Raw genomic sequence first — 25,721 nt, 5'->3', positions numbered from 1 at the left:
TCCTTAATAGTGTGAGGTTAAGCGTTTGGCAACATTGAACGGACGGACACCATGTTTGTAGCATGGACACCGACTGAACCGCGCAATTGACGTTTGGTCTTGGTAGTTTTCTTGGTCAGAATGTGACGTTTGAACGCTTGACCGCGTTTAACGGTTCCACCCGGACGTACACGAAAGCGCTTTTTAGCACCACTTTTCGTTTTCATTTTTGGCATGACACTATCTGTCCTTGGGGACAGCTCCTTTTTTAACATGATTGCAGGTGGCAACAATCGTTGCACTTGGATGCCTACTCTCACTTGTTTAAACCTGACCGCTCTAAGCTGCGACCAGATTTTGAAGCAGAATCGAGTCTGCTTCTTTTGCGCAAAGCGTGCGATAAATCGCACACTCCGCCACAAAACCGATAGAAGAATTACTTCTTCGAATTACTTCTTTTTCTTCGGGCCAATGATCATGATCATTTGACGCCCTTCCATCTTGGGCCACTGCTCGACCTGTCCGAACGGCTCCAGATCAGCTTTCAGACGTTCCAGCATGCGCACACCGATGTCCTGGTGAGCCATTTCGCGACCACGAAAACGCAAAGTGATCTTGGTTTTATCGCCGTCTTCCAGGAATTTAGTCAAATTGCGCAGCTTGATGCCGTAATCGCCATCATCGGTACCTGGACGGAATTTAACTTCCTTCACCAGAATGACCTTCTGTTTCAACTTGGCTTCGTGCGCTTTCTTCTGTTCCTGGTATTTAAACTTACCATAGTCCATCAGACGCGCCACTGGCGGCTGCGCAGTCGGCGCGATTTCCACCAGATCTACGTTGGCCTCTTCGGCCAAACGAAAGGCTTCCGCCAAGGAAACGATACCGAGCGGCTCATTCTCAACCCCGCTTAGACGCAATTCAGGTGCTGTTACTTCACCATTGATGCGATGTGACTTGTCCGTAGCTATTGCAGTTTCCTTTAAAAATCAAATGATTAAGCCGTGCTCCCACGCTACGGGTTTCCCCGTTCAGGCTTTGGTTTCAACCTCGGTTTTGAGGCGCTCCACCAATACGTCAATCGGCATTACGCCCAGATCGACATTGCCCCGCGCACGCACGGCCACTGTATTTGCATCACGCTCCTTATCACCTACTACTAGGATATAAGGCGGTTTCTGCAAAGAATGCTGGCGTATTTTATAGGTAATCTTCTCATTACGCAAATCCGCCTCTACCCTAAACCCTTGTTTTTTCAGCGCTTGCGCAACATTTTTGACGTATTCGGACTGCGCGTCCGAAATATTCAAAATAACAACTTGCACCGGAGCAAGCCACAGCGGCAACGCGCCGGCGTGGTTTTCAATCAGAATGCCGATGAAACGCTCCAGCGAACCGACAATCGCCCGATGCAACATTACCGGCACCTTGCGGTTATTGTCTTCTGTCACATATTCCGCGCCCAAACGGCCCGGCATCGAGAAATCGACTTGCATCGTGCCGCATTGCCAGGAGCGACCGATCGAATCCTTCAAATGGTATTCAATCTTCGGTCCGTAAAACGCCCCTTCACCCGGCAACTCTTCCCACTCGGCCCCCGACGCCCGTAGCGCGTCGCGTAGCGCGTTTTCAGCCTTGTCCCAGACGTCATCGTCACCGACCCGCTTGTCCGGACGCAAGGCCAGTTTCACAGCGACCCCGGTAAAACCGAAACGTTCGTACACTTCGCGCACCACTTTATCGAAGGCCGCAACTTCACTCTGCACCTGATCTTCGGTACAGAAAATATGTCCATCATCCTGCGTAAAGCCACGCACCCGCATCATGCCGTGCAAGGCGCCTGACGGCTCATTCCGATGGCATTGCCCAAATTCGCCGAAGCGCAACGGCAAATCGCGGTAGCTATGCAAAGTAGAATTGAAAATCTCGACATGACCGGGACAATTCATCGGTTTCAACGCATAACTGCGATTTTCCGACTCGGTAGTGAACATATTGTCACGATAGTTATCCCAGTGTCCGGTCTTTTCCCACAACGAGCGATCCAGAATCTGCGGAGCCTTGACTTCCTGATAACCGTGATCCTGATAAACGCGGCGCATGTACTGCTCGACCTGCTGCCAGATAGTCCAGCCTTTGGGATGCCAGAAAACCAGACCCGGCGCTTCATCCTGGAAGTGGAATAAATCCAAAGCGCGCCCCAGCTTGCGGTGATCACGCTTTTCAGCCTCTTCCAGCATGTGCAAATAGGCTTCCTGATCTTCTTTTTTAGTCCACGCGGTACCGTAGACGCGTTGCAACATTTCATTTTTAGCATCGCCGCGCCAGTAAGCACCGGCCAGCTTCATCAGCTTGAACACTTTCAGCTTGCCGGTCGACGGTACGTGCGGGCCACGGCACAGATCGGTGAAACTACCTTCTGTATATAAAGACACATCCTGATCCGCCGGAATCGATTCGATCAGCTCCGCCTTGTAAGTCTCGCCGATCGATTTGAAATAGGCGACCGCTTCATCGCGGTGCAGCACCTTGCGTGTCACTGGCTCATCTTTTTTAGCCAGTTCCGCCATTTTCTTTTCTATCGTTACCAGATCTTCCGGTGTAAATGGGCGCTTGTAGGCGAAGTCGTAATAAAAGCCATTTTCAATCACCGGACCGATAGTCACCTGCGCATCCGGGAACAGTTCCTTGACGGCATAGGCCAGCAGGTGGGCGGTCGAATGGCGAATCACGTCGAGGCCTTCGGCATCTTTGTCGGTAATGATTGCCAGCGCGACATTGCGATCGATCAGATACGAAGTATCGACCACCACGCCATCGACTTTGCCGGCCAAGGCGGCCTTGGCCAAGCCTGCACCGATGCTGGCGGCCACTTGGGCGACTGTCAGCGGCGCGTCGAATTGACGCTGTGAACCATCAGGAAGTTTGACTTCTACCATATTGAGCCCCATAGCGGTCATCGCTCTGCATGCAACGATGCCGGATTAAATGAAATAAATTGACGAATAGTGTACAAAAACGCGGACGAAAAAAAACGCGGACCAGCCGCGCTTTTTCAACATTGAAAAAGACCCCGACTAGTGTCGCGCGCAGATTGTGGTGGTAGTTCGCGGTGTCATAACCAGGATGCCTTTCTCGCTCTTACAGATGTTGATTTGCGTTTTGGTTGGCGTGCCAGTGTTGGCAGCAACCAGATTGTCGGATGATACCAGAAAACTTGCCAGGCATGGCTAGCGACGTGGCATTGACATACCAGCTCGACAACAGTGGAACATCGAAGTCGCTGAGTCAGTCCTGCGACATCTCGAGTTTATTTCGGACCAGGGAATCGCGGAAGCGCTGCGCCGTGGGGGACAGCGAGCGATCGGCGTGAAACAGCAGCGACACCTCGCGTTTGATGACCGGATTCGTAAGCGTCCGAGTCACTAATCCGAGCCCGGTGGCAAGTTTCGTCACCGCGGTACTCATAACGGCTATCCCTAATCCAGCCTCGACCATCCCGACCATCGTCAGCGGAAGGTATACCTCATACATACGCGAAAGAACTATTCCCTCGATCGCCAGAGCCCTGTCGAGCCGCTCGCGAATCGGGTTGCCCTGGCGCGGGCCGATCAGCGGAACATCGACCAGTTCCTGCCAGCGCAGTTCGCGTTTACGAGCAAGTGCGTGGTCCGCGCGCATTACCACAACAAAGGCGTCTGTCGACAACAGGTGCGCAGCGAGATCAAGCCGATTGCCGGATTCCGTACCGATACCGAAATCGACTTCGCCCGAGCACACCATCTTGGGCACCTCGTGCTCCGCCACGTCATACAACTCCACCACGACCTCCGGGTACTCAATACCAAACTGCTTAATGAAGCGCGGCAACAATAAGGCTGCTTGCACCGAGGAGGCGGCAATCGACACACGCCCCCGCCCCAGGGTTTTCAGTTCGTTCGAGCTGAGGATCACGCTGTCGATATCGGACACTGCCTTCTTCATCATTGGCAAGAGCTCGGCGCCGGCCTGGGTGATGTGCAATTGTCGGGTATGACGGTCGAACAGGCGCAAACCGAGATTAGCTTCCAGCTCGTGAACCAGCGTGCTTACCGATGACTGGGACAGATCCAGCTTGTCGGCCGCGCGCGTGAAGTTCTGCTCGGCGGCGACCGCGATAAACGCGCGTAACTGGCGCAGGGTGACATTCATATTGCTCATATCATTCATAGCCTAATACGATTAATAAATAGGATTATAGGCATTTACTGATAGTTTAGAAAGGGAGATTATTAACACCTCCGAAGATCTTTAAGGAAGACTGATGAGAGATTTTGAATACTTTGAACCGGCAACGCTCGACGCCGCCGTAGCATTGCTGCAGAGCTGCAAAGGAAAAACGAGCCTGATCGCCGGCGGCACCGATCTGCTGGTCCAGATGAAGGAGCATGTTCGTCAGCCCGACCATATCATCAACATCAAGAAGATCCCGGGAATGGATGAGCTGGACTATGACGAGCGCACCGGTTTGCGCATCGGCGCTCTGACGACGACGCGCGCCGTCGAGACCTCCGCTGTCGTGCAGAAACACTACGCCGGCTTATGTCGCGCCACTACCGACTTCGCGTCGATCCAGGTTCGCAATCGGGCCACTGTGGTAGGCAACATCTGCCGCGCATCTCCTTCGGCGGACACGCTGCCGCCGTTGATTGCGGATGGTGCAACCCTGCAGATTCGCGGTCCGGACGGTTGCCGTGTGGTGGCGATGGAAGGCTTTTTCACCGGACCGGGCAAGACGGCGCTGGGTGCCGATGAAATCGTCACGCACATCATGATCCGGCCGCCGCCGCCGCATACCGGCAAGGTTTATATCAAACACGGCCGTCGCATTGCGATGGAACTGGCGACCGTCGGCGTAGCCGTGAGCCTGACAATGGAAGGCAACATTTGCCGCGAAGTACGCATCGTGCTTGCCGCAGTGGCGGCAACCCCAATGCGGGCGATACACGCGGAAATCCTGCTGCGTAATCAGTCTATCAATGATCAGGTGATTGCAGCCGCGGCACTGGCCGCCATGGATGAGTCGCGACCGATCAGCGATGTGCGCGGCAGCGCCGACTACCGGCGGCAAATGGTGATCGTACTGACACGAAGAGCGATCGAACAGGCAATCAAGGAGGCCCAATGAAACAGATTATTCCCGTCACAATCAATGCAGAGCAGTGCGAATTGGCGGTCGAACCGCACCGCAGCCTGCTCGACGCACTGCGCAACGAAGGTGCGCTGACCGGCACCAAGAAAGGCTGCGATGTCGGCGAGTGCGGTTCGTGCACCGTCATCCTGGATGGCAAGCCGGTCAATTCCTGTCTGGTGCTGGCAGTCGAGGTACGCGACTGCAACATCCTGACGATTGAGGGCATTCAAACCTCCCGCGACCAGGTGCATCCGTTGCAGGACAACTTCATGAAATGTGGCGCAGCGCAGTGTGGTTTCTGCACGCCCGGCATCATCGTCATGGCCAAAGCGTTGCTGGACGAGAACCCGGCGCCGACGGACGATGAGATCAAGTTTGCAATTGCGGGCAATATTTGCCGTTGCACCGGCTACACCAAGATCATTGAAGCCATCGCGTTGAGCGCCAACCAACTGAACCACAGAGCGCAAGAGGAAGCACGATGAGCCACTCCATCATTGGCAACAGCGTCAAGCGCACTGACTTGCTGGGTAAAGTAACCGGCGACGCCAAGTATACCGGCGACATCAGCCTGCCCGGCCTGCTGTATGGCAAGACCAAACGCAGCACGGTTTCTCACGCCAACATCAAGCGCATTGACGTCAGCAAGGCGCTGGCACTACCTGGCGTCAAGGCGGTACTCACCCACGAAAACGTGCCGCGGGTGTTGCATGCCGGTTCGCCGCATCCGCGTTCAGCGTCAGTGACTTGCGACCAGTACATCCTCGACAGCAAGGTGCGCTACTGGGGCGAAGGCATTGCGGCAGTCGCCGCCATCACGGAAGAGATCGCGGAAAAAGCGCTTGATCTGATCGAGGTCGAGTACGAAGAACTGCCGGCGGTATTCACGGTCGAAGATGCACAGCGCCCGGATGCACCGCTGATCCATGATCGGGAACCCGGTGGCAACCTTGTTCTCAAGCCGGTACTGTTTACGCGCGGCGATGTGGAGAAGGGATTTGCCGAGGCCGACGTTATCATCGAGGGCGAATACGAAGGCGGACGCCCGACGCCTGCCTATATGGAACCCAACGTCTGCGCCTGCCAGTGGGATGGCAACGGCAATTTAACGGTGTGGATTTCAACCCAGACTGCGTTCATGGTGCGCGGCATCATGGCGGAGGTGCTGGGGCTGCCGCTGCACAAAGTACGTGTGCTGGTAGACCACATGGGTGGCGGTTTCGGCGCCAAACAAGATCTGTTTCAACATGAATTCCTGTGCGCGCTACTGGCCAAGGAAACCAGGCGACCGGTGCGAATGGAGTACAGCCGCGAAGAAACGTTTCTCGGTGGACGTTCGCGCCATCCGGCCAAAGTATGGCTCAAGCAGGGCTTCAAGAAAGATGGCAGCATCACGGCACGGCAAGCGCGCGTGGTCTTCAACTCCGGCGCGTATGGATCGCACGGCCCCGGCGTCACCATCGTCGGAACCTCGGCGCTATTGTCACTCTATCGCTGCGACAACATTCTTCTCGAAGGCCGCTGCGTCTACACCAACAGCCCAATCGCCGGCGCGTTCCGCGGCTACGGTGTGGTGCAAACCTACTACGCGCTCGATATCCAGATGGATGAGGCAGCCGTTCAGCTCGGTATCGACCCGCTTGAACTCAAGCTGAAGAACGCCGTGCGCGAAGGCGACATCGCGCCTTCCAACCATCCACTCATCGGCCATGGACTTGAAGATTGCATCACCATGGGCCGGCAATTGACGGACTGGACCGCACTGCGCCAGCGTATCCGCAAGACCGACGGGCCGCTACGCGGCGGCTGGGGTATCGGCTGTGAGATGCATGGCAGCAGCGCTTATCCAGGCATCAAGGAACAAGGCAACGCCATCGTCAAAATGAACGAGGATGGCACCGTCGTGCTACTCACCGGAACCGCTGGCCTGGGAACCGGCGCACATACCGCGCTGGCCCAGATTGTGGCCGAACAGCTGGGCGTGAAATTCGAGGACGTTTCGGTGGTGCATGGCGACACCGATGTCGTGCCTTGGGACATTGGCGCCTTTGCCAGCCACACCACCTATATGGGCGGACGCGCCGCACAGATGGCCGCCGATTCTGTCAAGTCGCAGCTGCTTAAGCGCGCCGCGGAACAACTCGATGCCGCACCGGAGGATCTTGAAGTCAGTCAGGGCGAGATTACGGTGCGCGGCCCTCACCCGCGTAGCATGACGGTGCGCGACGCGGTGAGCCCCAAGAAGGGCATCCCGGCCGCGCAGTTCGTCGGCACGGCCACCTATCATCCGACCAAGTCGTACTCGTTTGCGGCCCACTTCGTCGAGGTTCTGGTGGATATCGAGACGGGATACATCACCGTGGCCCAGGTGATCCCTGTGCATGAAATCGGCAAAGTCATTCATCCGGTCGCGGCAGCGGGCCAGATCGAGGGTGGCATCCAGCAAGGCATCGGACATACGCTCTATGAGGATTACCAAATCGACATGCGCACCGGGCGTTCGCTGAATGCCAACTTTGTCGATTACAAAATGCCGCTTTCGATGGACATGCCGCCGATCCACACCGTCATCCTGGAGACTGCGCCCGACCCTGGCGGGCCCTTCGGTGCCAAAGGTGTTGGCGAAGACCCGATCGTCGCCATTGGCCCGGCCATCGCCAACGCCGTGTTTGACGCCATCGGCGTGCGCTTCCGCCACTACCCGATCAAGCCGGAGCAAGTGTTGCAGGCGCTGAGGAAAAAAGCGGAACAGGAAGTGCGCCAGTAACAAACGTAGCCGTACCACCGGCAGCGCGGGTTGCGCTGCCGGCACACTGCCCGCTGCGAAGTATCAATCTGGATGAAAAGCTGTGATATCGAATGACATTATCGATAGGCACTCCGCGGACGCGACAGAAGAATTTCATCTGAGCGGTTGCGCGGGCAGGCGACATGTCGCCTGAATTCCCCGCTCCACCGACAGACTACTAGATTCGTGCCCGCGCCAGAATCTGTACCGCCCGTGCGATCGCATCCGGCGCTATTTCAGCGCGCACGCCATCGAAGTTCGGGCCGCGCGTTGCATCCAATCCCATGCGAGAAGTGGTGCCAACGCCTGACGCTGATGGATCTAGCGCGCTACCCGGCAAGCCATCGATGATCACCACATCAAGGTGCGGCTGCAAATGCGTCGCTACCGCCCACAGCACCTCTTCGTCGCGCGTCACATCAACATCCGCATCGACCGCAATGACCGTCTTCAGATAAGGGTCCCATCCCAGCAAGCCCAGCATCACTTGACGGGCTTCGCCCTGGCGCATCTGTTTGACCGCTACGTAGGCATGGAAGTGCGTGCCGGAGCTCGGATAGTGCACCGCGGTGACGCTAGGGAAACGCTCGCGCAGTTTCTCTACCATCTCCGATTCGCGCGGTATGCGTCCAAGGTTCAAATGCTCGGCTGAATTGCCGCCGACCACATCGACCAGAATCGCATCGCGCCGGCGCAGGACAGTCTCCACGCGCAACAAATTATTGGTCGATCGGTCCGACGAATAGCCGGTGAATTCGCCGAACGGCCCTTCTTCGACACGCGCGTCCGGATCAATCACACCTTCCAGCACAAACTCGGCTGATGCCGGTACGGCGATGCCATACTTCGGTGTACGCACGACTTCCAGCGGCGCACCGAACAGGCCGCCGGCAACGTGACGCTCGTCGACACCAAACGGCAGACGCGCGGCACCCGCCAGCATGAACAACGGGTGTGCGCCGATCACCATCGCCACCGGCATCGGTTGCCGCCGTTCGATCGCAATTTGCAGCAAACGCCACAGATGCCCGCGCGAATGCAGGCTCGTTGCTATCTCGGTCGACGAGTGCAACATCGAGCGGTGATAGCTCATATTACCGACGCCCGTATCGGGGTGTTCGGCAATGATGATGGCGTTGGTAATGTAGGGTCCTCGATCGGTGGCGAAATGCTTGATGATCGGCAGCGTGGCGAGATCGATATTGCCTTGTTCGACCGAGTCGAGTATCGGGCCCGTGGCGACCAAGCGCGGCGCTACCAGCTGGCGTGCGCGAGCCTGATATTCCAGGTGTATGTGCGCGGCGTCCACACCTAGCATCCGGCCGACCCGCTCACGCGAAGCAAACATGTTGGTGACCAGCGTTGCCCCAAGGTTTCGGACTTTCTCGAACACGACCAGCGGATGTCGTCCCTGACCTGCAAGCTCCCAGACAACGGAGGTGGGGTCTTGATCGGCGCTGACTTCTTCCCGGACGGTCAATACGTCGTCCGGATGCGACTCCCGATAACTGCGTAAAAACTGGTGAAAATCCTGGTGGCCTGGAGAATTTGAGTGTGTCATTCCGTTTCCTCTTTTCAGTTGGCGCGAAGGCGCACGGATCGGTGGACCGTAGCGTCCACCAATCCGTGCGCCGGGTGTAACTTGATTGACTTACTTCAACCCGGCATAGGTGTCGGTTAGTCGGGCTTGGGCTTCCGCCATGTTGCGCGGTGGCGGCGTCGTTTTGATGCCTACCAGCCGTGCGATATTGTTGCCCATGTAGTCCTCCAGCCCATCTTCGTCGAGGCCCATCCCTTGCGGTGCAGGCGAACACAGCACTTCGAGTTCGCGCAGCCACATGCCCGGTTCATTCGGCGGCGTATCGGTGCCGAATACGATCTTCTTGCGTGGCAGTTGCTTGGCAAACTCGACGATGCGCGACTGAAAGCACCAGCCCGATTCGCACACCACGTTCGGTGTGTCCATCGCCATCCAGAACGCTTCGAACGAGTAGTTGCCGCCGGTCTGAATACCGAAGTGGCCGATGATGAAATTCACCATCGGAAACTCGCGGATGATCGGGTAGAACTGCGTCGGGATCGTGTACGGTCCGTCGCCGGTATGGATCAACACCACGATGTTGTACTTCGCGCACATCTTCATTGCCGGACGCAACCAGTCCAACGCGCGATCAGGCCGGTAGCCGTGCATGTTGGCATGCAGCTTGAGCATCTTGAAGCCATATTCCTTGATATGGAATTCAAGTTCGAGCGCACCCTCTTCAGGGCCCCAACGCGGATTGAAAGTGAAGTTGCCGATGAAGCGGTCAGGATACTTTTGGCAGAGTTCAGCGATATAGGCCATGTAGTCGCGAATACCATCGCGGCCGCGGCGGTTGCCGTCACGGTAGCCAGTGTTGCCCGGCGGCGGCTGAATGAAGCCCATATCGATGCGGCGCGGCTTGCCGTTGATCATGTAGGGGCCGTCCATCATTTTCAGCATACGCTCGCCGTTGAATGGTTCACCGGTGTGGCGCCATGCTTCATCCACCAGGTTGGTCGGGTGCAGATGAGTGTCGATTATCATTAATAAACTCCAGAATCAGGTATAGGGAATGTGCGCGGAATATGTCGAATACTCAGCGTGTGCTCACTTATCGTTAATTTTTGCCAGATGTACCTGCGCCTCTTCCACGCTGCGCGGCGGCGGACTCGGTTCGAGGCCGATCATCCTGGCGAGGTTGTTGCCAAGGTAATCCTCCAGCGTGTCTTCATCGAGATTCAAGCCCTGCGGCGGCTCGAAGCACAGCACTTCGAGCAAACGCAGCCACATGCCAGGCTCATTCGGCGGCGTATCCGATCCGAACAAAATCTTGTGCGTAGGCAGTACCTTGGAGAACTCGACGATGCGCGATTGCAGACACCAGCTGGACTCGCAATACACGTTCGGCATATCCATCGCCATCTGGAATGGTTCGAAGCAGTAGACACCCCCGGTCTGCACGCCGAAGTGCGCCATGATGAAATTCACCGTTGGGAATTCCTTGATCATCGGCACCCATTCGGTCGGGATGCTGTACGGGCCGTCGCCGGTGTGCAGCTTGACCAGCAAGCCGAGTTCAGCGCATTTTTTTAACGCAGGCCGCAACCAATCAAGCGCGCGGTCAGGCCGGTACGCGTGCATATTGGCTTGGAACTGGACCATCTTGAAGCCGAGCTCCTGTGCGTAGTACTCGATTGCCTGCACGCCGTTCTCTACACCGCAGCGCGGGTTGTAGACGAAGCAGCCGAGTAAGCGATCGGGGTATTTTTTCACTAGCTCGACCGTGTAGGCCATGTAGGCGTCGATCGACTCGCGCCCAGAGAGCTCGCCGTCCGTCCAGGTGTAGATGGTGTTGCCTTGCGGCGGCTGGATGAAGGCTTTGTCGATGCGGCGTGGCTTGCCGTTGATCGTATACGGGCCGTCCATCATTTCGATCAGGCGTTCGCCGGTGAAAGGATCACCGTCGTGTCGCCAGGCGAGATCGACGAGGTTAGTGGGATAACAACTGGTGTCGACAATCATGTGGGTTCTCCTCACAGTACTTCAGGTTAGGATTTCGCAAGTCTCAAATCGAGATTCACGCTCTGCTTTCTGGAGGACTGTCAGGGGGCGAACCAAAGAAGATGAAACCCCACTGACGAGTACTCCGCCAGTGAGCAATCTCCTATCGAACTTTTGCGGCTTTGCACCGCTGATGTTCAATTGAACGCTTCTACCCACTTACAAGGTCAATTTATACATTCCGGCGAGTTCGCCTGTCAAGACGAAATCCATAAACAATTTGATATATCGGAATTGCTGCTGGATCCCGTCAATCTGCCAATGAATCGCACGCCGCCGCATACGCGTCGCTCAGCCGTCCCTCATCAAGCGCAGCACGTTGGCGCGCGCCTGAGCGCGCAGTTCCGCCATGTCGACACCAGGAATCGCGTCATCTTCCACAACGATGCGACCATCGGCCAATAACCATTTCAGACGAGGTCTGCCAGCGCTCACAACGGGGCCGATGGCCATATCGTGCAGACCGAAATAGCGCGGCGCATCAAGGTCATATACCGCCAGGTCAGCCGCTTGACCGACCGCTAAAGTGCCGACGCCCTCGAAGCCCAGCATGCGTGCGCCGCCGGCCGTCGCCCAATGCACGACTTGCTCGACGGACACGCTGTCAGCGCCGGCCTCACCCGCGCCTTCAGGACGAGGACGGGTGGCGGCACCCGCATGGGCCCGATGCATCAGCCAGCAAAAATGCACCTCGCTGAGCATATCGGCCGCCTCATTCGACGCGGCGCCGTCGACCCCGATCGACACTACAGCGCCCAGCCGATCCAGCGCCGGCGCACTGGCCACGCCGTCGGCCAGCCGTGCATTGCTTTGCGGGCAATGCGCCATGCCGGTGCCGGACGCGCCCAGAATCTGCATCTCGGCATCGGTCAGATGCGTCAGATGCGCCAGGGAAACGTCGGGACCGATCCATTCGTTTTCGGCGAGATATTCGATCGGGAGGCAGCCAAAGGCGTCGCGACAGTGTTCCATGAAGGTGACCGACTCTGACATATGGGTATGCAGCGGAATGCCCATGCTGCGGGCCGCACGTGCGATTTGCTTCAGCTCGTTGCGCTGCACGGACACGGTGGCGGTAGTTGGTGCCATAGCGACACGCGTGCGCGGCCGTACCCCGTGCTGATGGAAGCGGGCCGCAGTGCGCTCGACCTCGGAAATCATGCCGTCCAGGGTCTCCGGCGCGACATGGTTTCTATCATTTGCTTCCAGCTTGCGGGTGATAGTCGCGCCGCCGCGCTGCAGCATGAAACGCACGCCTAGCGCCGCTGCTTCGTCGAATAGGGCCGCCGATGCATCGTAGGACATCCCAGGGTAATAGATGTAGTGATGATCGGCGATGGTGGTGCATCCCGACAGCATCAGCTCAACGATCCCGATGCGCGCCGCCAAACGCAGCCGTTCTTCATTGAATGCGCGGCGATACATAAAGGGGACGGCCTGCAGCCAGGGGCTGAGCGTGAGATTGATCCCGGCCGGGACGCCCTTGAGAAGCGATTGAAACAGATGGTGATGCGTGTTCACCCAGCCTGGGTAAATGACGCAGTCGCTGGCATCGAGAACCCGTTCACCGACCAGGACCGCGAGGCCTCGCCCCATTTCGGTAATGACGCCCCGGTCGATACGCACATCGCTGGCTGCGCTGCGGGCGTCCTCACCGCGCCTGCCGGTGAGAATGCTATGGGCATTTTTGATGAGAATGCTATTGGTCATTTTCACGGTACTTTCTTCAAATCCAGAGGGGTCCGGCTGGCGCAGACTTCATCTTCGTGATGCAATCCGCGCGAGCAGGCTAGCGCCAGTCCCCAGAGACGAAATCACCCTGGGGTGCGCGCCGCATTATTTAGGCACTGTGCCGTCGACACCTTTGACCAGATAGTTCATGTTGTTCATTTCTTCGTCGCTCATGACCTTGCCGGCAGCCAGGCGCTCCTTGCCGTCCTGATCGTAGATAGGGCCGGTGAACGGGTGCAACTTGCCATCGATGATGGCGCGCTCATCGCCGGCAAATTTGTCGCGCAGGTCGGCTGGCACAGCGCTGTTGAGCGGCGCCATCTTGATCATGCCTTCGCGCAGCCCGCCGACCACGTTGTTCGACTTCCAGCGGCCGGCAAGCACGTCTCTCACCACCTTGATGTAGTAGCCGCCCCACGTCTGCATGATCGAAGTCTCATTGGTTTTAGGGCCGAATCTGGACATGTCCGAGTAGTAACCGAGCGTGTACACACCCTGTCCCTCGGCCGTAGTGACAATGGCGACCCCGGACGTTGCATACGCAAGTACGTCGACACCTAGCTTGATCAGCGTATTGGCAGCGTCACGTTCCTTGCCTGGGTCGTACCAAGAGTTCACCCAGATCAGTTTGACCTGCGCATGCGGATTGACGCTGCGCATGCCCAGGGTGAAAGCGTTCAGTCCCTGCAGCACCTCCGGGATCGGAAAGGCCCCGACGTAACCGACCTCCCCCTTCTTGCTGATGCTGCCCGCCAGCACCCCTTCCAGATAACGACCTTCATAATAGCGGGCGTTGTAGGCCCCCACGTTGGGCGCCGTCTTGTAGCCGCTGCCGTTCATGAAGATCACTTTGGGCGATTGCCGTGCCACCTTCAGGGTCGGTTCCATGAACCCGAACGATGGTGTGAAGATAAGCTTGCAACCCTCTTGCACAAAATTTCGAATCACGCGTTCGGCGTCCGGGCCCTCTGCGACGTTCTCGACATACTTGGTGGTAATTTTGTCTCCCAGGGCTGCGACCAGTTCCTTGCGCGCCAGTTCATGCTGGTAAGTCCAACCGCTTTCACCGATCGGATTTGAATATAGAAAGCAGGTTTTGAGCGGTTCGGCTGCGTAGCCTGAGACGACAAAACCCAGGCCGGCTGCCAAACTGACGATGAAGCGATACGTGCGGCGAAAATCGTGTGACATGTTGAGGCTCCTATTTTTTATCATTGAACAAGCAACGGATGACGCAAAAAGCGCGACCTGCTTTACCACCATGAACTTCAAGATCGCTGTGACGCTTCAGAAACTTCAATTCATGCATCGGGCCTGAACGGCTGACCCAGAGAAAAAGGGGCGTTGAGCCGGATGGTGTGTACGTTGCGTGAGATCAACACCAGCACAACGATCGTTGCGAAATACGGCAGCGACGACAGCAACTGCGATGGCACATCGATCTTCAGACCGGCGCCCTGGACGAACAGTTGCGAAATCATCACACCGCCGAACAGATAAGCGCCGAGCACTACGCGCAACGGTCGCCAGGTGGCGAACACCACCAGTGCCAGCGCGATCCAGCCGCGTCCGGCCACCATGCCCTCAGTCCACAACGGCGTGTAGTACACCGACATGAACGCGCCGCCAATGCCCGCCATCGCCCCCCCGAAAGCGACCGCTACGTAACGTAACGCGATCACCCGGTAACCCACCGAATGCGCCGCAGACGGCGACTCGCCCACTGCGCGCAACACCAAGCCCCAACGGCTGCGGTACAAAAACCAGATCACCGCTGCGACCAGCACCCAGGAGAAATACACCACCGACTGTTGATTGAAAAATGCCGGGCCGATGAGCGGGATGTCAGCCAGTATCGGCACCCGGATCGGCAGCACTATCGGGAGCGGCGCCGACTCGTATGGTTTGCCAATGAATGCCGACAGTCCGACGCCGAAGATCGCCAGCGCCAGGCCCGACGCGACCTGATTCGCCATCATGGTCAGTGTCAGGAAGCCAAATAGCAGCGCCATGGCGCAGCCGGCAGCCATCCCGGCCAGCACAGAAACAAACGGGCTGCCTCCGGAAAATCCCACGGCGAACGCCGCCACCGCGCCGACCGACATCATGCCTTCGGCTCCCAGGTTGAGCACACCGGCCTTCTCAGTGACCAGCTCTCCCATCGCGACGATAATCAAAGGCGTGCCCGCAGCGATGGTGGCAGCAATGATTGAGGTGATCAGGTAGTTTTCCATACAGACTTTCTCCATGGTGCGGCGCTGTCGAAACGGAGCCGGTAGCCGATAAACAAATCTGAAGCGAGCAGGAAGAACAGCAACATTCCCTGAAACACCTTAGAGATCGAGGACGGTAAGTTAATGAACTGCTGGGCCTGCTCGCCACCCAAAAACAGCAGCGCCATCAACAAGCTCGCGCAGCAGATACCGATCGGATTGAGGCGCCCCACAAAAGCCACGATAATTGCCGCAAAGCCGTAGCCGCTGGAGATCGATTCGGTCAGCTGCCCCATCGGACCGGCGACTTCGGACATACCCGCCACACCGGCCATTGCGCCACCTGCCAGCAGGCCGATCCAGATGGTCCGCTGCGCCGAATAGCCGGCGTAGCGCGCGGCAGCGTCGGCCTGCCCCGACACCTGCATCTGATAGCCGTAGAAGCTGCGCTCCAGGAAAACGTAGCCGACCCCAAGCGCGCTCAGTGCCAGCAGAAACGCAGCATTCAGACGGGTACCTTCGATCAGCAGCGGAAGCAGTGCAGAATCAGCGAACATCCTGGTCTGGGGAAAGTTGAAACCCTGCGGGTTTCTCCATGGACCGTGCACCAGCCATGAGCCGAAAAATTGGGCGATATACACCAGCATCAGCGTGACCAGGATTTCATTGGCGCGGAAGCGGGTGCGAAGCAAAGCGGGGATGGCCGCCCATAGCCCCCCGCCGATGGCGCCGGCTACGACCATCGCGGGCAATATCCAGATGCTGACCGCGTGCTGAAAATGCAGCGCGACACCGGTAGCGGCAATCGCGCCCAGGATGAATTGCCCTTCAGCGCCGATGTTCCACACATTGGCCCGGTATCCGACCGCCAGTCCGACACCGATCAACATCAACGGCGTGGCCTTCAAGAATAATTCGGACACGCCATACAGATCGTGCACCGGATTGAAAAAGAAGACCTTGAAGCTATCGATCGGATTCTTGCCGAGCGCGGAAAACAGAATCAAGCTGCCCAGCAGCGTCAATACAACGGCAATCACGGGCGATAAATAACGCATGCGTCGGGACGCCTCCGGACGCGCTTCCAGTCTAAGCAACATGTTGAATCTCCTTGGCACTGTCCTTGGCGTTGCTGCCGTGATTACCTTTTGCAGTACCGACGGCACCGCCCCACATCCCGCTCATGCGCACACCAATCTCCTCGACATTCGTTTCGCTGACAGGGGTGGCCGGCGAAAGTCGACCGCCGGCAATCACCGCAATGCGGTCACTGATTTCAAATAACTCATCCAGTTCTTCCGAAATCACCAGCACCGCCGCTCCCGCGTCGCGCAGGTCGAGCAGCGCCTGTCGAATGAAGGCTGCTGCGCCGACGTCCACGCCCCAGGTCGGCTGCGCGATGATCAATAGCTTGGGTTCCTGCATGATTTCGCGTCCCACGATGAACTTCTGTAAGTTGCCGCCGGACAGCGAACGCGCCGGCGCGTCAGGCCCGCCGCATTTGACGTTGAAGCGTGCAATGCAGCGCTCGGCAAAGTCGCGCATCACGCCGAAGCGGATCAGGCCGTAGCGCACCATGCCGTTGCCGTAGGCCGTCAGCAGGGCGTTCTGGGACAACGACATGCGCGGCACCGCGCCGCGGCCGAGGCGCTCCTCCGGCACGAAACACAGTCCGAGCGTGCGCCGCTGGTCGGGGCCCATGCATCCCGCTGCGATGCCGCAAATCTGCAGCGGCGACTTCTCGACCAGCGGCCCCTCGCCCGAGAGCGCGTAGAGCAGTTCCTGCTGCCCGTTGCCGGAGACCCCGGCGATGCCGACGATCTCGCCAGATCTGACTTCCAGATGAATATCTTTGAGATCCACGCCGAACGGGTCATCCGACTTATGTGACAGATGTTCCACGCGCAAGCGCAGCTCGCCTCCGCTACTGGGCGCACCGTGTTCGCATACCGGCAGATCCTTGCCAATCATCATGCGGGCCATCGACTTCGGCGTTTCCTGTGCCGGCACGCAAGCGCCGCTGACCTTACCGGCGCGCAGCACGGTGGCGGTGTGACAAAGTTCCTGGATTTCATCCAGCTTATGGCTGATATACAGAATGCTGCAGCCTTCGCCGGCTAACTGACGCAGCGTATCGAAGAGCTTGCGCACTGCTTGCGGCGTGAGCACCGAAGTCGGCTCGTCCATGATCAGCAGGTTGGGATTTTGCAGCAGGCAGCGGATGATCTCCACCCGCTGGCGCTCGCCCACCGACAGCCCGTGGGTCAGGCGGCGCGGATCGACCGGTAATCCATATTTCTCGGATACCTTCTCGATGCGGCGCGCGAGGTAATTCAGGTCCGGCGTGCCGGGCAACGACAACGCCACGTTTTCCACCACGCTGAGCGTATCGAATAGTGAAAAGTGCTGGAACACCATGCCAATGCCGAGCTGGCGCGCGTGGGTCGGGCTTTCAACCTGTACCGGATCACCTTCCCAAAACATGTCCCCCGAGGTCGGTCGCGTCACGCCATAGATGATTCTCATCAGCGTGGACTTTCCGGCACCGTTCTCGCCCAGTATCGCGTGAATTTCGCCCGGCATGACGCTCAGGTCGATGCCGTCGTTGGCAACCACCGACGGATAGACCTTGCTGATGCCCCGCAACATAAGCCGCGGCGTGTTGGCTTTATCGCTCATTTGCTCTCCTCCCCGACGTCGTTAGTTGCGCCTGCTGTCGTATGGGACAACTCTGGCAGCCGCAGCATCCTCCGAGCCGCTGTCGCTGCATAGACGCAATCCAGCAGCCCTGTTTCCAAACTGCGCCGATCGAGGTTGCGGCCGATGAACACGAACTTGCTGGAACGCGTTGCGCCATCCCATGTATCCGCAGGTCGCAGCTCCAGCACGCGATGAACCGCCTGCAACACGTAGCGCCTGTCATCACCGGCGATGGCAAGAATCCCTTTCAGCCGGAAGATGTCGTCGCCGTAGACGGCCAGCAGTTGCGCCAGATGGGCGTCCAGCGCCGGCTTGTTGAAGGGCATGTCGAACACAAATGAGACCGACTCGACAGAAGGGTCGTGTAAATGGCCGTGCGCATGCGGGTGCTGCTCGCACGCCTCATCGCAAACGTGAGTGTGTTCGTGCTCGTCCAGAAAATGGGGATCGGTCGCCATCACGGATGATGCAGAGAATCCACCGATGCCAAGGATCTTTGTGAGGTCGACCTGAGCGTGGCTTGAGCGCATGATCCGGGCTCCCGCGTTGATGCGGCGAATGCGCTTCTCCAGTGCAACGATGGCCGCTTCGTCGACCAGATCAGTCTTGTTGATAATGATGCGATCGGCTGCCACGATTTGATCGACCGCCTGGTTGTCAAACCCCTGTAGTCGGGGATCATCGAGGTGGCCGTCGATGTGCAACGCATCCACCAGCGTCACTACCCCGTCGAGGCTGACCTGGCGTGCGACCTCGTTGTCCATGAAAAAGGTGGCCGCGACCGGCGTCGGATCGGCCAGGCCGCTAGTCTCGACCAGGATATGGTCGAACTTCTCGCTGCGCGCCAGCAGTTTTTGCAGAATACGCACCAGGTCGGTACGCACATCGATCACGCAACAGATGCAGCCATTGGTCATCTGAAAAATCTCTTCCTCGGATGTCAGTACAAGATCGGAGTCGACATCGACTTCGCCAAACTCATTCTCGATCACTGCGATCCGGTGGCCATGCTTCTCAGTCAGGATGTAGTTGAGGAGCGTCGTTTTTCCCGAGCCCAGAAAGCCGGTGAGGATCGTTACAGGAACCTGCTGCGATGCGGTGGTTGTGTTGTTGGTCATGATGGTTGCTGCGTTCATGTCTGCTCCGATATTGTTGGTAGGTCCCGATCAGGGGTGATGGGATAGCACCGGGGAAAAACACCGACCACTTGGCCGGCAGTATTGCTTGGTGTGAGGGTCGCGCTTGCGGGTGCGTCGTCCTTGTTGGCGCTCGACTCTTGATACGCGTGTGCGGAGCGACAGTCCGTCAGATCAGAGGTCGGCAGGAAGCATGACGCAGCGGCGGCGGCAGAAATGGAATTTGTTGCAACGACGACCGCAAGCAATGCGGGCGACTTGATGAGGATGAAGAATGAGTTATGCATTGCAGCTCTTGGTAGAGAGAATTCACATCACTGTCGGATCGTCCAATGTTTATCGGACGACGGTTTCACAGTGAGCAATCTCCCGCGTACCACCCTTCGGCATTGCGCCTTCGGATGCACAGCTGATCGCTTCTACCCACTCATGACGCTATTTATATTTTCTATTCACATGCATATCAAGTACAAATCAAATGCTTTTCACGTTCTTTCCCGATGCCGATTCGTGTACCAGCTCAGCGCTTTTTTTAAGCCCTTGCCAGCGCTGTAATAACCCGGCGTGCTCCACATTGAAAAGATCAAGGATACGACCGACGGTATGGTTCACGATATCGTCGATCGTGCCTGGCTGATTGTAGAACGCCGGCATAGGTGGAGCAACGATCGCCCCCAACTCGGTTGCCGCAGTCATGTTACGCAGGTGTGCAAGATTCAGCGGGGTCTCACGCGCCATCAACACCAGCCGCCGGCGTTCTTTCAGCATGACGTCGGCGGCGCGTGTTATCAAATTATCGGAAAGGCCATGTGCGACAGCTGCGAGCGTTCGCATCGAGCACGGGGCAATCACCATGCCGTCGCATTGAAACGATCCACTTGCGATCGAAGCGCCAATGTCGCGCACATTGTGCATGACGTCCGCCAACGCCGCGATGTCCGGCCGTCCCATTGCCAGCTCATGTGCCGCCGTCAGTGCTCCTGAAGATGAGATGACCAGATGACTCTCCCAATCGTCAAGCTGCGACAGAACCTGTAACAACCGTACGCCATACACGGCGCCGCTTGCGCCAGTGATCGCAACCACCAGACGTTTTTTCATGGTGCGCCTCGCTTCGGCAACAACACGCGTGTGGTCCTGCCGCCGACAGCGGTCGTGATCGATGGTTGCAGAACCAAATTCGGGACGAAGCCAATGAGAAACATACTCAACTCAACTTTCACACACATCTATAGAGGGGCGCTGACGCCGTGCGCGTTTCGCATTCTCGATGCGCGCTGCGTCCAGTAACGGCACACCATTTTTGACAGCAGTCATTTCAGCCAGAATCGAAATCGCAATTTCGGACGGCGTCTTGCTGCCGATGTAAAGCCCGATCGGACCATGCAGCTTGCGCAATTGGGCGTCACTCACATCAAATAGTTTGAGGCGTTCGCGACGTTTCGCGTTGTTGACGCGCGAGCCGATCGCACCGACGTAAAATGCATCCGAGCGCAGCGCTTCCATCAATGCCAGGTCGTCCAGCTTGGGATCATGCGTCAGCGCAATGACTGCGCTGTGACTGTCAAGTTTCATCTCAATCGCAAGATCGTCCGGCATCGCATGAATGACCTCGACGCCTGCAACCTGCCATCCCTCACGGTATTCTTCGCGCGGATCACAGACCGTGACGTGGTAATCCATGCCGATCGCAATGTGCGCAAGGAAGCGCGACAACTGTCCGGCGCCGACGATCAGCAAGCGCCAGCGCGGGCCGTGTATGGTGGTCATCGCCGTTTCAGAGACTTGCATGCTCATGCCGGTTGTGGCTGGTCCAAGTGTCACTGCTCCCGATGACAGATAAAGGCGGCGCGCTACCAACTCATTTTTCGACAAACGTTGCAGAAGTTCGGTGACGCGGCTGTCGATCGACAATGGTTCGATTGCCAGCTGAATCGTGCCGCCGCACGGCAATCCGAAGCGATGCGCCTCGTCTGCTGTAATGCCATAGGTAACAATCTCAGGTCTGGTGCGTGTAATACCTTCCCTGCGCACGCGCTCGATCAAATCGTCTTCAATGCAACCGCCCGATACCGAACCGACCACACAACCGTCGGCGCAAATCGCCAGCATCGCCCCTTCCGGTCGCGGACTGGAGCCCCACGTCTTGATGACCGTCACCAGTTCACATGGACGTCCATCAGAAATCCATTCCTCGCAGGATTTCAATACTTCGAGATTGATGCTGTCCATATTGCTCCGACACGATAAGTTTCTGCTTGTAGACGATTGTGCTTGTTGCGGTTTCTGATCGGTGCGCCTACACGGGTTTATCCTCAAATGTGAATCCTGCGTAAGCTGCCGTGCTCCGATAGTTGAAGAGCAGGTTCAGCGCCACCGCCGCGAAACAGCCGAGCAGGATCCCGTTTTGAAAAAATTTAGCGACGAGCTCCGGCAACTGAGCGAAAAACCGATCTCCCACCAAGGGAATCATCCCCAGCACCAGACTGACAGCCACGATGTAGAGATTCTTGCTGTTACCGATGAAGTCGACACGCGTCAATATCTTGATCCCGGCCGCTGCCACCATACCGAACATCACCACGGCCGCGCCGCCAAGAACATACTGCGGAATCGAGGCCGCGAGGAATGCCATCTTGGGTAGGCTTCCAAGGACGATGAGAATTGCTCCTGCCGCGGCACATACCCACCGACTGCGCACCCCCGTCATCTGAACCAGTCCGATATTCTGCGAATACGACGTATAGCTGAATGTGCCAAAGATGCCGCCGATGATATTGCCGACGCCGTCGGCACGCAGTCCGCGCGCGAGATCATTCTGCGATATCGGCCGTCCAGTGACTTCGCCCAATGCGAGAAACAGTCCTGTAGATTCAATCATCATGACTAGCATGACGACGCAGAGTGTGACAATCGACAGCGGATCGAAGGTGGGCAGACCGAAGTGGAAAGGACTCACCAGGTTAAACCATGGAGCAGTCGCTACACCGGCGAAGCTAACCTTGCCGAGCGTGACCGCGATGACAAAACCGAGCGAGATCGCCAGCAGCACCGAGATGTTGGCGAGGAACCCTTTAACGAAGGCGGTAAGGAGCAGCACCGACAGCAGCACAGTTCCGGCAATGGCCAGATTCGCAGGAACGCCGTAGAGCGGATTAGGAATCGGTCCGGCCGGACTCGACATCATCGGTTGGCCTCCGGCAGCCCAGTTGATGCCGACCCGCATCAGCGAAATACCGATCACCAGCACCACCGAACCGGTAACGACAGGAGGGAACCAGCGGACCAGGCCGCTCATGTAGGGCGCCACCAGATACGTGAAGACTCCGGAGACGATCACCGCGCCGAAAACTGTGTGCATACCGAGGCTCGGGTTGGCGCCGATAGTGATAATCGGTGCGATCGCGGTGAAGGCTACGCCCATCATCACAGGGAGCCGAATGCCAATATTCCCTATGCCGATGCATTGAATCATTGTGACGAGGCCGCAGCAAAATAAATCGGCGCTGATCAGGAACGCGATGTCGCCCTTCGGCATCTTCAGCGCACCGCCAATGATGAGAGGAACCGCGATGGCTCCCGCATACATCACCAGCACATGTTGCAAGCCCAAGACGAAAAGTTTAGGGGCTGGAAGAACTTCGTCGACTGTATTCACTTGCGCAGAATTGCTCATGTTGTCTCCTACTTTTATCGCCCGATTTCCTGAGATGGCATCCCCGGCGATACGCTATCCCAACAGGCCCCAGAGTCGGTGCAGCGCAAGACCAGAGTGCCACTTCGCCAGTTATCGGTAAATAGCTAGAAAATATTTATCAATCGTGTTACTCGATGAATCAACCATTTGCCAAACACACGCTTTTACGCACGCCACCAGTTAAATCGATTTCAATTTTTCCGTGCGGAAACAGGTCGCGATATCGCATTGAAACAGGCTTTTCAAAACGTCAAGCGACTCCTCCTTAGCGCTGCGAATCCATAGATCGTACGATGGGTGGCGTTTTTAAGATGTGATCCATGGCGAGTATCGGCAAGCACCAGCGATATGTACAATACTCATTTTTATCACCATTGATATCTGCAGAATATGGATATACGTCTGTTGCGTTACTTCACTGTGCTGGCGGACGAGCTGCATTTTGGTCGCGCCGCGGTCCGGCTGCATATGTCGCAACCGCCGCTCAGTCAGCAAATTCGTCTGCTTGAGGCTGAGCTCGGTACGCCGCTATTCCTGCGCACCCAGCGTCGGGTGGAGTTAACGGCTGCGGGATCAATGCTCAAAGAACAACTTCCACTCGTGTTTTCGCAACTGGAAAGAGCGCTGGACCTGACCCGTCAAGCGGGTCGCGGCCATATGGGCAAACTGGAAATTGGCGTCATCAGCTCGGTGATGTTCGGTATCGTGCCCCGGCTGCTAAGAGTGTTTCATGAGCGCTATCCAAACGTCAGCTGGAACCTGAACGAACTGACGCCCGCAGAACAGATGGAAGCGCTGCGCGAAAAGCGCCTGGACGTCTGCTTCTTCAGAACCGATCAAAACAACATGCCGCATCTGGTCAGCGAAGCCCTGTCGCGTGAGGCAATATCGGTCGTGCTGGCGAGCGGGCATCGTCTGGCCAGCCACGAAAAAATACGCCTGGCGGATTTGGCCGAAGAATCCTTTGTTTTTTTCGGACTGGATCGTTCGCAATTCGCTGCGTACTTGCGGCAATGCTGCATTGAAGCCGGCTTTATTCCGAATATTCGACAGCAGGTGGTCGAAGTGCAGACGCTGCTGAGTCTGGTCAAAGAAGGTTTTGGAATTGCCTTACTGCCGGCATCGACCGGTCTCGGCGGTCATGATGGCGTGGTCTATCGAGCGCTGACCAGGCCTGCGCCAAGCACAGTCTTGTATGTCACCTACCGCAAGGAAGAACCGTCGCCAGCGCTACAGACATTTTTGGAAACTGCGAGAGAACTGTCAGCGCTGGAGTTGGTAACGTGATCTTGTTGCCCCCGAACGTGATCGTTGCGGCGAATTCGCATAATCGACGTTGCGCAGCAGATTCAAGGCAGTTCCGACCGAAAAATCAGCTAGCCGCCGGGCTGCCGCCACGGGGCAAGGAGGGTATCAAACACCGGCTATCATCCAAAAAATCCAGCAGGTACGGCCGTACACACGATTTCAATTGCACATCCAAACTTATGGTTCAGAGAAATGCCGGCAAACACATGCACCCGATAAGATGCCCGACTGCCAAACAAATGTAGCCATTGTTGCAGCCATCACAATCAAAACAACTAGCCGAAACCTACAGTGAAATAAGTCTACGGGAGTTGCAGCACAGCAGGAAATACCGATTCTAGATGGGGTTATAAGAAAAAACGATAGCCAAGGCGGACTGAGTAGCCCGGCGGGCGGACGATATTCGCGGCATCCATCTTTAGAATTCAGCGACTGCCCGGCTGGCTTTAAAAATTAACGCGCCAATGTCCTGGCATTCCGCCATTGCCCGCTGCGGCACAACTCATCCGCCACTTCCAGTACCAGTCGCTCGACAGCCGCCGCTGCATTCGTCAACGGAATATTCTTCGACGCACACAACACCAGCGTCCGGGAAATCGCCACATCGCTAATCGTATGGACCTGCATGTCACCTCGATCGATCTCCGCCAGCAACGGTGCCACAGGTAAAATCGTGGCGCCGATATCGGCCAGGATCGCCGATTTCAAAATCGTCACCGAATTGATTTCGATCACATTGTCGAGCGACAAACCTGCCGCCCTGACGATATTTTCAATTCTTGGCCGGACCCCATGCAGCCATCCCGGCAGAATCAGCGGCACCTTGACCGCGCGCCGCAATGTAATCGACGATGTCGCCGAACGCCGCGCTGGAGCGTATTGAGAATCGCGGCGCGTGATGAACATCATCTCTTCCTCCACCAGCGGCTTGGTCGCAAAAGAAGTCAATTGGCCATCGTCGAACAGCACGGCCAGATTGATGCGGCCGGTTTTCAATTGTTCGATCAGATTACCGGTCAGCTCCTCGGTCAGTTGCAAGGAAATTTCCGGATATTTCGCGCGTATCGCCGTCAGCAACGGCAGCGCCAGCACGCCGGATGCGCTTTGCGGAATCCCCAACGCAACGGTTCCGGTGGGATTGTGGGCGGATTGTCCAACGGCCGATTTGGCATCGCCGACCTGCTTCAGGATCGCCTGCGCATGTTCGTAAAATGTTTTTCCGGCGTCGGTCGCCATCACGCCTTGTGCCGAGCGATGCAACAATTGTGCATCGAGCTCATCTTCCAGCTGCTTGATCTGCTGGGTCAGCGCTGGCTGCGCAATGTGCAGCACGCGGGCGGCGCGTGAGAGCGAGCCGTGATCGACAATGGCGACGAAATAACGCAGTTGACGCAATTCCATGAAGCGGCCATC

General features: G+C 57.2%; 21 protein-coding genes. 4 read left to right on the top strand and 17 right to left on the bottom strand.

What is annotated here, in order from left to right:
• Positions 1–17: 17 nt before the first annotated feature.
• From rpmI to AC3CHX_RS06555, 4 genes are all read right to left on the bottom strand, one after another.
• Positions 18–215, bottom strand: a complete 198-nt coding sequence (gene rpmI / locus AC3CHX_RS06570; RefSeq protein ID WP_488643270.1) for a 50S ribosomal protein L35 — start codon at positions 213–215, stop codon at positions 18–20.
• A 213-nt stretch (positions 216–428) separates the two neighbouring features.
• Positions 429–950: a translation initiation factor IF-3 gene (infC, locus tag AC3CHX_RS06565; protein WP_447124012.1), complete on the bottom strand. Its 522-nt coding sequence runs from the start codon at positions 948–950 to the stop codon at positions 429–431.
• Between the two features lie 60 nt (positions 951–1,010).
• Positions 1,011–2,918: a threonine--tRNA ligase gene (thrS, locus tag AC3CHX_RS06560; RefSeq protein WP_488643269.1), complete on the bottom strand. Its 1,908-nt coding sequence runs from the start codon at positions 2,916–2,918 to the stop codon at positions 1,011–1,013.
• A 349-nt stretch (positions 2,919–3,267) separates the two neighbouring features.
• The gene (locus AC3CHX_RS06555) at positions 3,268–4,179 is read right to left on the bottom strand and encodes a LysR family transcriptional regulator (RefSeq protein WP_488643268.1); all 912 of its coding nucleotides are present in this window, start codon (positions 4,177–4,179) and stop codon (positions 3,268–3,270) included.
• Between the two features lie 103 nt (positions 4,180–4,282).
• Here AC3CHX_RS06555 and AC3CHX_RS06550 point away from each other — a divergent pair, with 103 nt between their 5' ends.
• From AC3CHX_RS06550 to AC3CHX_RS06540, 3 genes are read left to right on the top strand one after another with little or no spacing between them, the layout of a single operon-like run.
• On the top strand, positions 4,283–5,146 hold the full coding sequence (locus AC3CHX_RS06550; RefSeq protein ID WP_488643267.1) for an FAD binding domain-containing protein: 864 nt from the start codon (positions 4,283–4,285) through the stop codon (positions 5,144–5,146).
• Entirely contained in the window at positions 5,143–5,637 is a 495-nt protein-coding gene (locus AC3CHX_RS06545) for a (2Fe-2S)-binding protein (RefSeq protein WP_488643266.1), read from the top strand. The genes AC3CHX_RS06550 and AC3CHX_RS06545 overlap by 4 nt, the downstream gene beginning before the upstream one ends.
• Positions 5,634–7,919 carry a xanthine dehydrogenase family protein molybdopterin-binding subunit gene (locus tag AC3CHX_RS06540; RefSeq protein WP_488643265.1) on the top strand — a complete coding sequence of 762 codons (2,286 nt, stop codon included), beginning with the start codon at positions 5,634–5,636 and terminating at the stop codon, positions 7,917–7,919. The genes AC3CHX_RS06545 and AC3CHX_RS06540 overlap by 4 nt, the downstream gene beginning before the upstream one ends.
• A 199-nt stretch (positions 7,920–8,118) precedes the next feature.
• Here AC3CHX_RS06540 and AC3CHX_RS06535 read toward each other — a convergent pair whose 3' ends face one another.
• The 12 genes from AC3CHX_RS06535 to AC3CHX_RS06480 form a co-directional block, all read right to left on the bottom strand.
• Positions 8,119–9,501 carry a UbiD family decarboxylase gene (locus tag AC3CHX_RS06535; protein ID WP_488643264.1) on the bottom strand — a complete coding sequence of 461 codons (1,383 nt, stop codon included), beginning with the start codon at positions 9,499–9,501 and terminating at the stop codon, positions 8,119–8,121.
• A gap of 90 nt (positions 9,502–9,591) precedes the next feature.
• Positions 9,592–10,506, bottom strand: coding sequence for an amidohydrolase family protein (locus AC3CHX_RS06530; RefSeq protein WP_488643263.1), 915 nt, complete (start codon positions 10,504–10,506; stop codon positions 9,592–9,594).
• Positions 10,507–10,569: 63 nt separating this feature from the next.
• Complete coding sequence (locus tag AC3CHX_RS06525) at positions 10,570–11,484, bottom strand: amidohydrolase family protein (protein WP_488643262.1); 915 nt, start codon at positions 11,482–11,484, stop codon at positions 10,570–10,572.
• A gap of 330 nt (positions 11,485–11,814) precedes the next feature.
• Positions 11,815–13,233, bottom strand: coding sequence for an amidohydrolase family protein (locus AC3CHX_RS06520; protein WP_488644740.1), 1,419 nt, complete (start codon positions 13,231–13,233; stop codon positions 11,815–11,817).
• Between the two features lie 126 nt (positions 13,234–13,359).
• The gene (locus AC3CHX_RS06515; RefSeq protein WP_488643261.1) at positions 13,360–14,445 is read right to left on the bottom strand and encodes a BMP family ABC transporter substrate-binding protein; all 1,086 of its coding nucleotides are present in this window, start codon (positions 14,443–14,445) and stop codon (positions 13,360–13,362) included.
• 110 nt (positions 14,446–14,555) lie between these two features.
• Positions 14,556–15,488: an ABC transporter permease gene (locus tag AC3CHX_RS06510; RefSeq protein ID WP_488643260.1), complete on the bottom strand. Its 933-nt coding sequence runs from the start codon at positions 15,486–15,488 to the stop codon at positions 14,556–14,558.
• The gene (locus tag AC3CHX_RS06505) at positions 15,473–16,567 is read right to left on the bottom strand and encodes an ABC transporter permease (protein WP_488643259.1); all 1,095 of its coding nucleotides are present in this window, start codon (positions 16,565–16,567) and stop codon (positions 15,473–15,475) included. The genes AC3CHX_RS06510 and AC3CHX_RS06505 overlap by 16 nt, the downstream gene beginning before the upstream one ends.
• Positions 16,557–18,146, bottom strand: a complete 1,590-nt coding sequence (locus AC3CHX_RS06500) for an ABC transporter ATP-binding protein (protein ID WP_488643258.1) — start codon at positions 18,144–18,146, stop codon at positions 16,557–16,559. Before AC3CHX_RS06500 ends, AC3CHX_RS06505 begins: the two co-directional genes overlap by 11 nt.
• Positions 18,143–19,285, bottom strand: coding sequence for a CobW family GTP-binding protein (locus tag AC3CHX_RS06495; RefSeq protein WP_488644739.1), 1,143 nt, complete (start codon positions 19,283–19,285; stop codon positions 18,143–18,145). Before AC3CHX_RS06495 ends, AC3CHX_RS06500 begins: the two co-directional genes overlap by 4 nt.
• Positions 19,286–19,777: 492 nt before the next feature.
• Positions 19,778–20,467, bottom strand: a complete 690-nt coding sequence (locus tag AC3CHX_RS06490) for a UbiX family flavin prenyltransferase (protein ID WP_488644738.1) — start codon at positions 20,465–20,467, stop codon at positions 19,778–19,780.
• 48 nt (positions 20,468–20,515) lie between these two features.
• Positions 20,516–21,535 carry an XdhC family protein gene (locus AC3CHX_RS06485; protein WP_488643257.1) on the bottom strand — a complete coding sequence of 340 codons (1,020 nt, stop codon included), beginning with the start codon at positions 21,533–21,535 and terminating at the stop codon, positions 20,516–20,518.
• Between the two features lie 67 nt (positions 21,536–21,602).
• Complete coding sequence (locus tag AC3CHX_RS06480) at positions 21,603–22,979, bottom strand: nucleobase:cation symporter-2 family protein (RefSeq protein ID WP_488643256.1); 1,377 nt, start codon at positions 22,977–22,979, stop codon at positions 21,603–21,605.
• Between the two features lie 411 nt (positions 22,980–23,390).
• On the opposite strand from AC3CHX_RS06480, the gene AC3CHX_RS06475 reads away from it, so the two are divergent.
• Positions 23,391–24,287: a LysR substrate-binding domain-containing protein gene (locus tag AC3CHX_RS06475; RefSeq protein WP_488643255.1), complete on the top strand. Its 897-nt coding sequence runs from the start codon at positions 23,391–23,393 to the stop codon at positions 24,285–24,287.
• A 474-nt stretch (positions 24,288–24,761) separates the two neighbouring features.
• Here AC3CHX_RS06475 and AC3CHX_RS06470 read toward each other — a convergent pair whose 3' ends face one another.
• Positions 24,762–25,709 (bottom strand): LysR substrate-binding domain-containing protein, encoded by a 948-nt coding sequence (locus tag AC3CHX_RS06470; protein WP_488643254.1) that lies wholly within the window; start codon positions 25,707–25,709, stop codon positions 24,762–24,764.
• Positions 25,710–25,721: the final 12 nt, after the last annotated feature.

The sequence above is a fragment of the Glaciimonas sp. OK215 genome, from assembly GCF_057787885.1.
Note: the sequence above shows the minus strand (reverse complement) of the source record. Positions and strands in the feature narration are given on the sequence as shown.

Coding starts and splice junctions, on each gene's coding strand:
- rpmI (WP_488643270.1), bottom strand. CDS start 215: ATGCCAAAAATGAAAACGAAAAGTGGTGCTAAAAAGCGCTTTCGTGTA.
- thrS (WP_488643269.1), bottom strand. CDS start 2,918: ATGGTAGAAGTCAAACTTCCTGATGGTTCACAGCGTCAATTCGACGCG.
- AC3CHX_RS06555 (WP_488643268.1), bottom strand. CDS start 4,179: ATGAGCAATATGAATGTCACCCTGCGCCAGTTACGCGCGTTTATCGCG.
- AC3CHX_RS06550 (WP_488643267.1), top strand. CDS start 4,283: ATGAGAGATTTTGAATACTTTGAACCGGCAACGCTCGACGCCGCCGTA.
- AC3CHX_RS06545 (WP_488643266.1), top strand. CDS start 5,143: ATGAAACAGATTATTCCCGTCACAATCAATGCAGAGCAGTGCGAATTG.
- AC3CHX_RS06540 (WP_488643265.1), top strand. CDS start 5,634: ATGAGCCACTCCATCATTGGCAACAGCGTCAAGCGCACTGACTTGCTG.
- AC3CHX_RS06535 (WP_488643264.1), bottom strand. CDS start 9,501: ATGACACACTCAAATTCTCCAGGCCACCAGGATTTTCACCAGTTTTTA.
- AC3CHX_RS06530 (WP_488643263.1), bottom strand. CDS start 10,506: ATGATAATCGACACTCATCTGCACCCGACCAACCTGGTGGATGAAGCA.
- AC3CHX_RS06525 (WP_488643262.1), bottom strand. CDS start 11,484: ATGATTGTCGACACCAGTTGTTATCCCACTAACCTCGTCGATCTCGCC.
- AC3CHX_RS06520 (WP_488644740.1), bottom strand. CDS start 13,233: ATGACCAATAGCATTCTCATCAAAAATGCCCATAGCATTCTCACCGGC.
- AC3CHX_RS06515 (WP_488643261.1), bottom strand. CDS start 14,445: ATGTCACACGATTTTCGCCGCACGTATCGCTTCATCGTCAGTTTGGCA.
- AC3CHX_RS06510 (WP_488643260.1), bottom strand. CDS start 15,488: ATGGAAAACTACCTGATCACCTCAATCATTGCTGCCACCATCGCTGCG.
- AC3CHX_RS06505 (WP_488643259.1), bottom strand. CDS start 16,567: ATGTTGCTTAGACTGGAAGCGCGTCCGGAGGCGTCCCGACGCATGCGT.
- AC3CHX_RS06500 (WP_488643258.1), bottom strand. CDS start 18,146: ATGAGCGATAAAGCCAACACGCCGCGGCTTATGTTGCGGGGCATCAGC.
- AC3CHX_RS06495 (WP_488644739.1), bottom strand. CDS start 19,285: ATGACCAACAACACAACCACCGCATCGCAGCAGGTTCCTGTAACGATC.
- AC3CHX_RS06485 (WP_488643257.1), bottom strand. CDS start 21,535: ATGGACAGCATCAATCTCGAAGTATTGAAATCCTGCGAGGAATGGATT.
- AC3CHX_RS06480 (WP_488643256.1), bottom strand. CDS start 22,979: ATGAGCAATTCTGCGCAAGTGAATACAGTCGACGAAGTTCTTCCAGCC.
- AC3CHX_RS06475 (WP_488643255.1), top strand. CDS start 23,391: ATGGATATACGTCTGTTGCGTTACTTCACTGTGCTGGCGGACGAGCTG.
- AC3CHX_RS06470 (WP_488643254.1), bottom strand. CDS start 25,709: ATGGAATTGCGTCAACTGCGTTATTTCGTCGCCATTGTCGATCACGGC.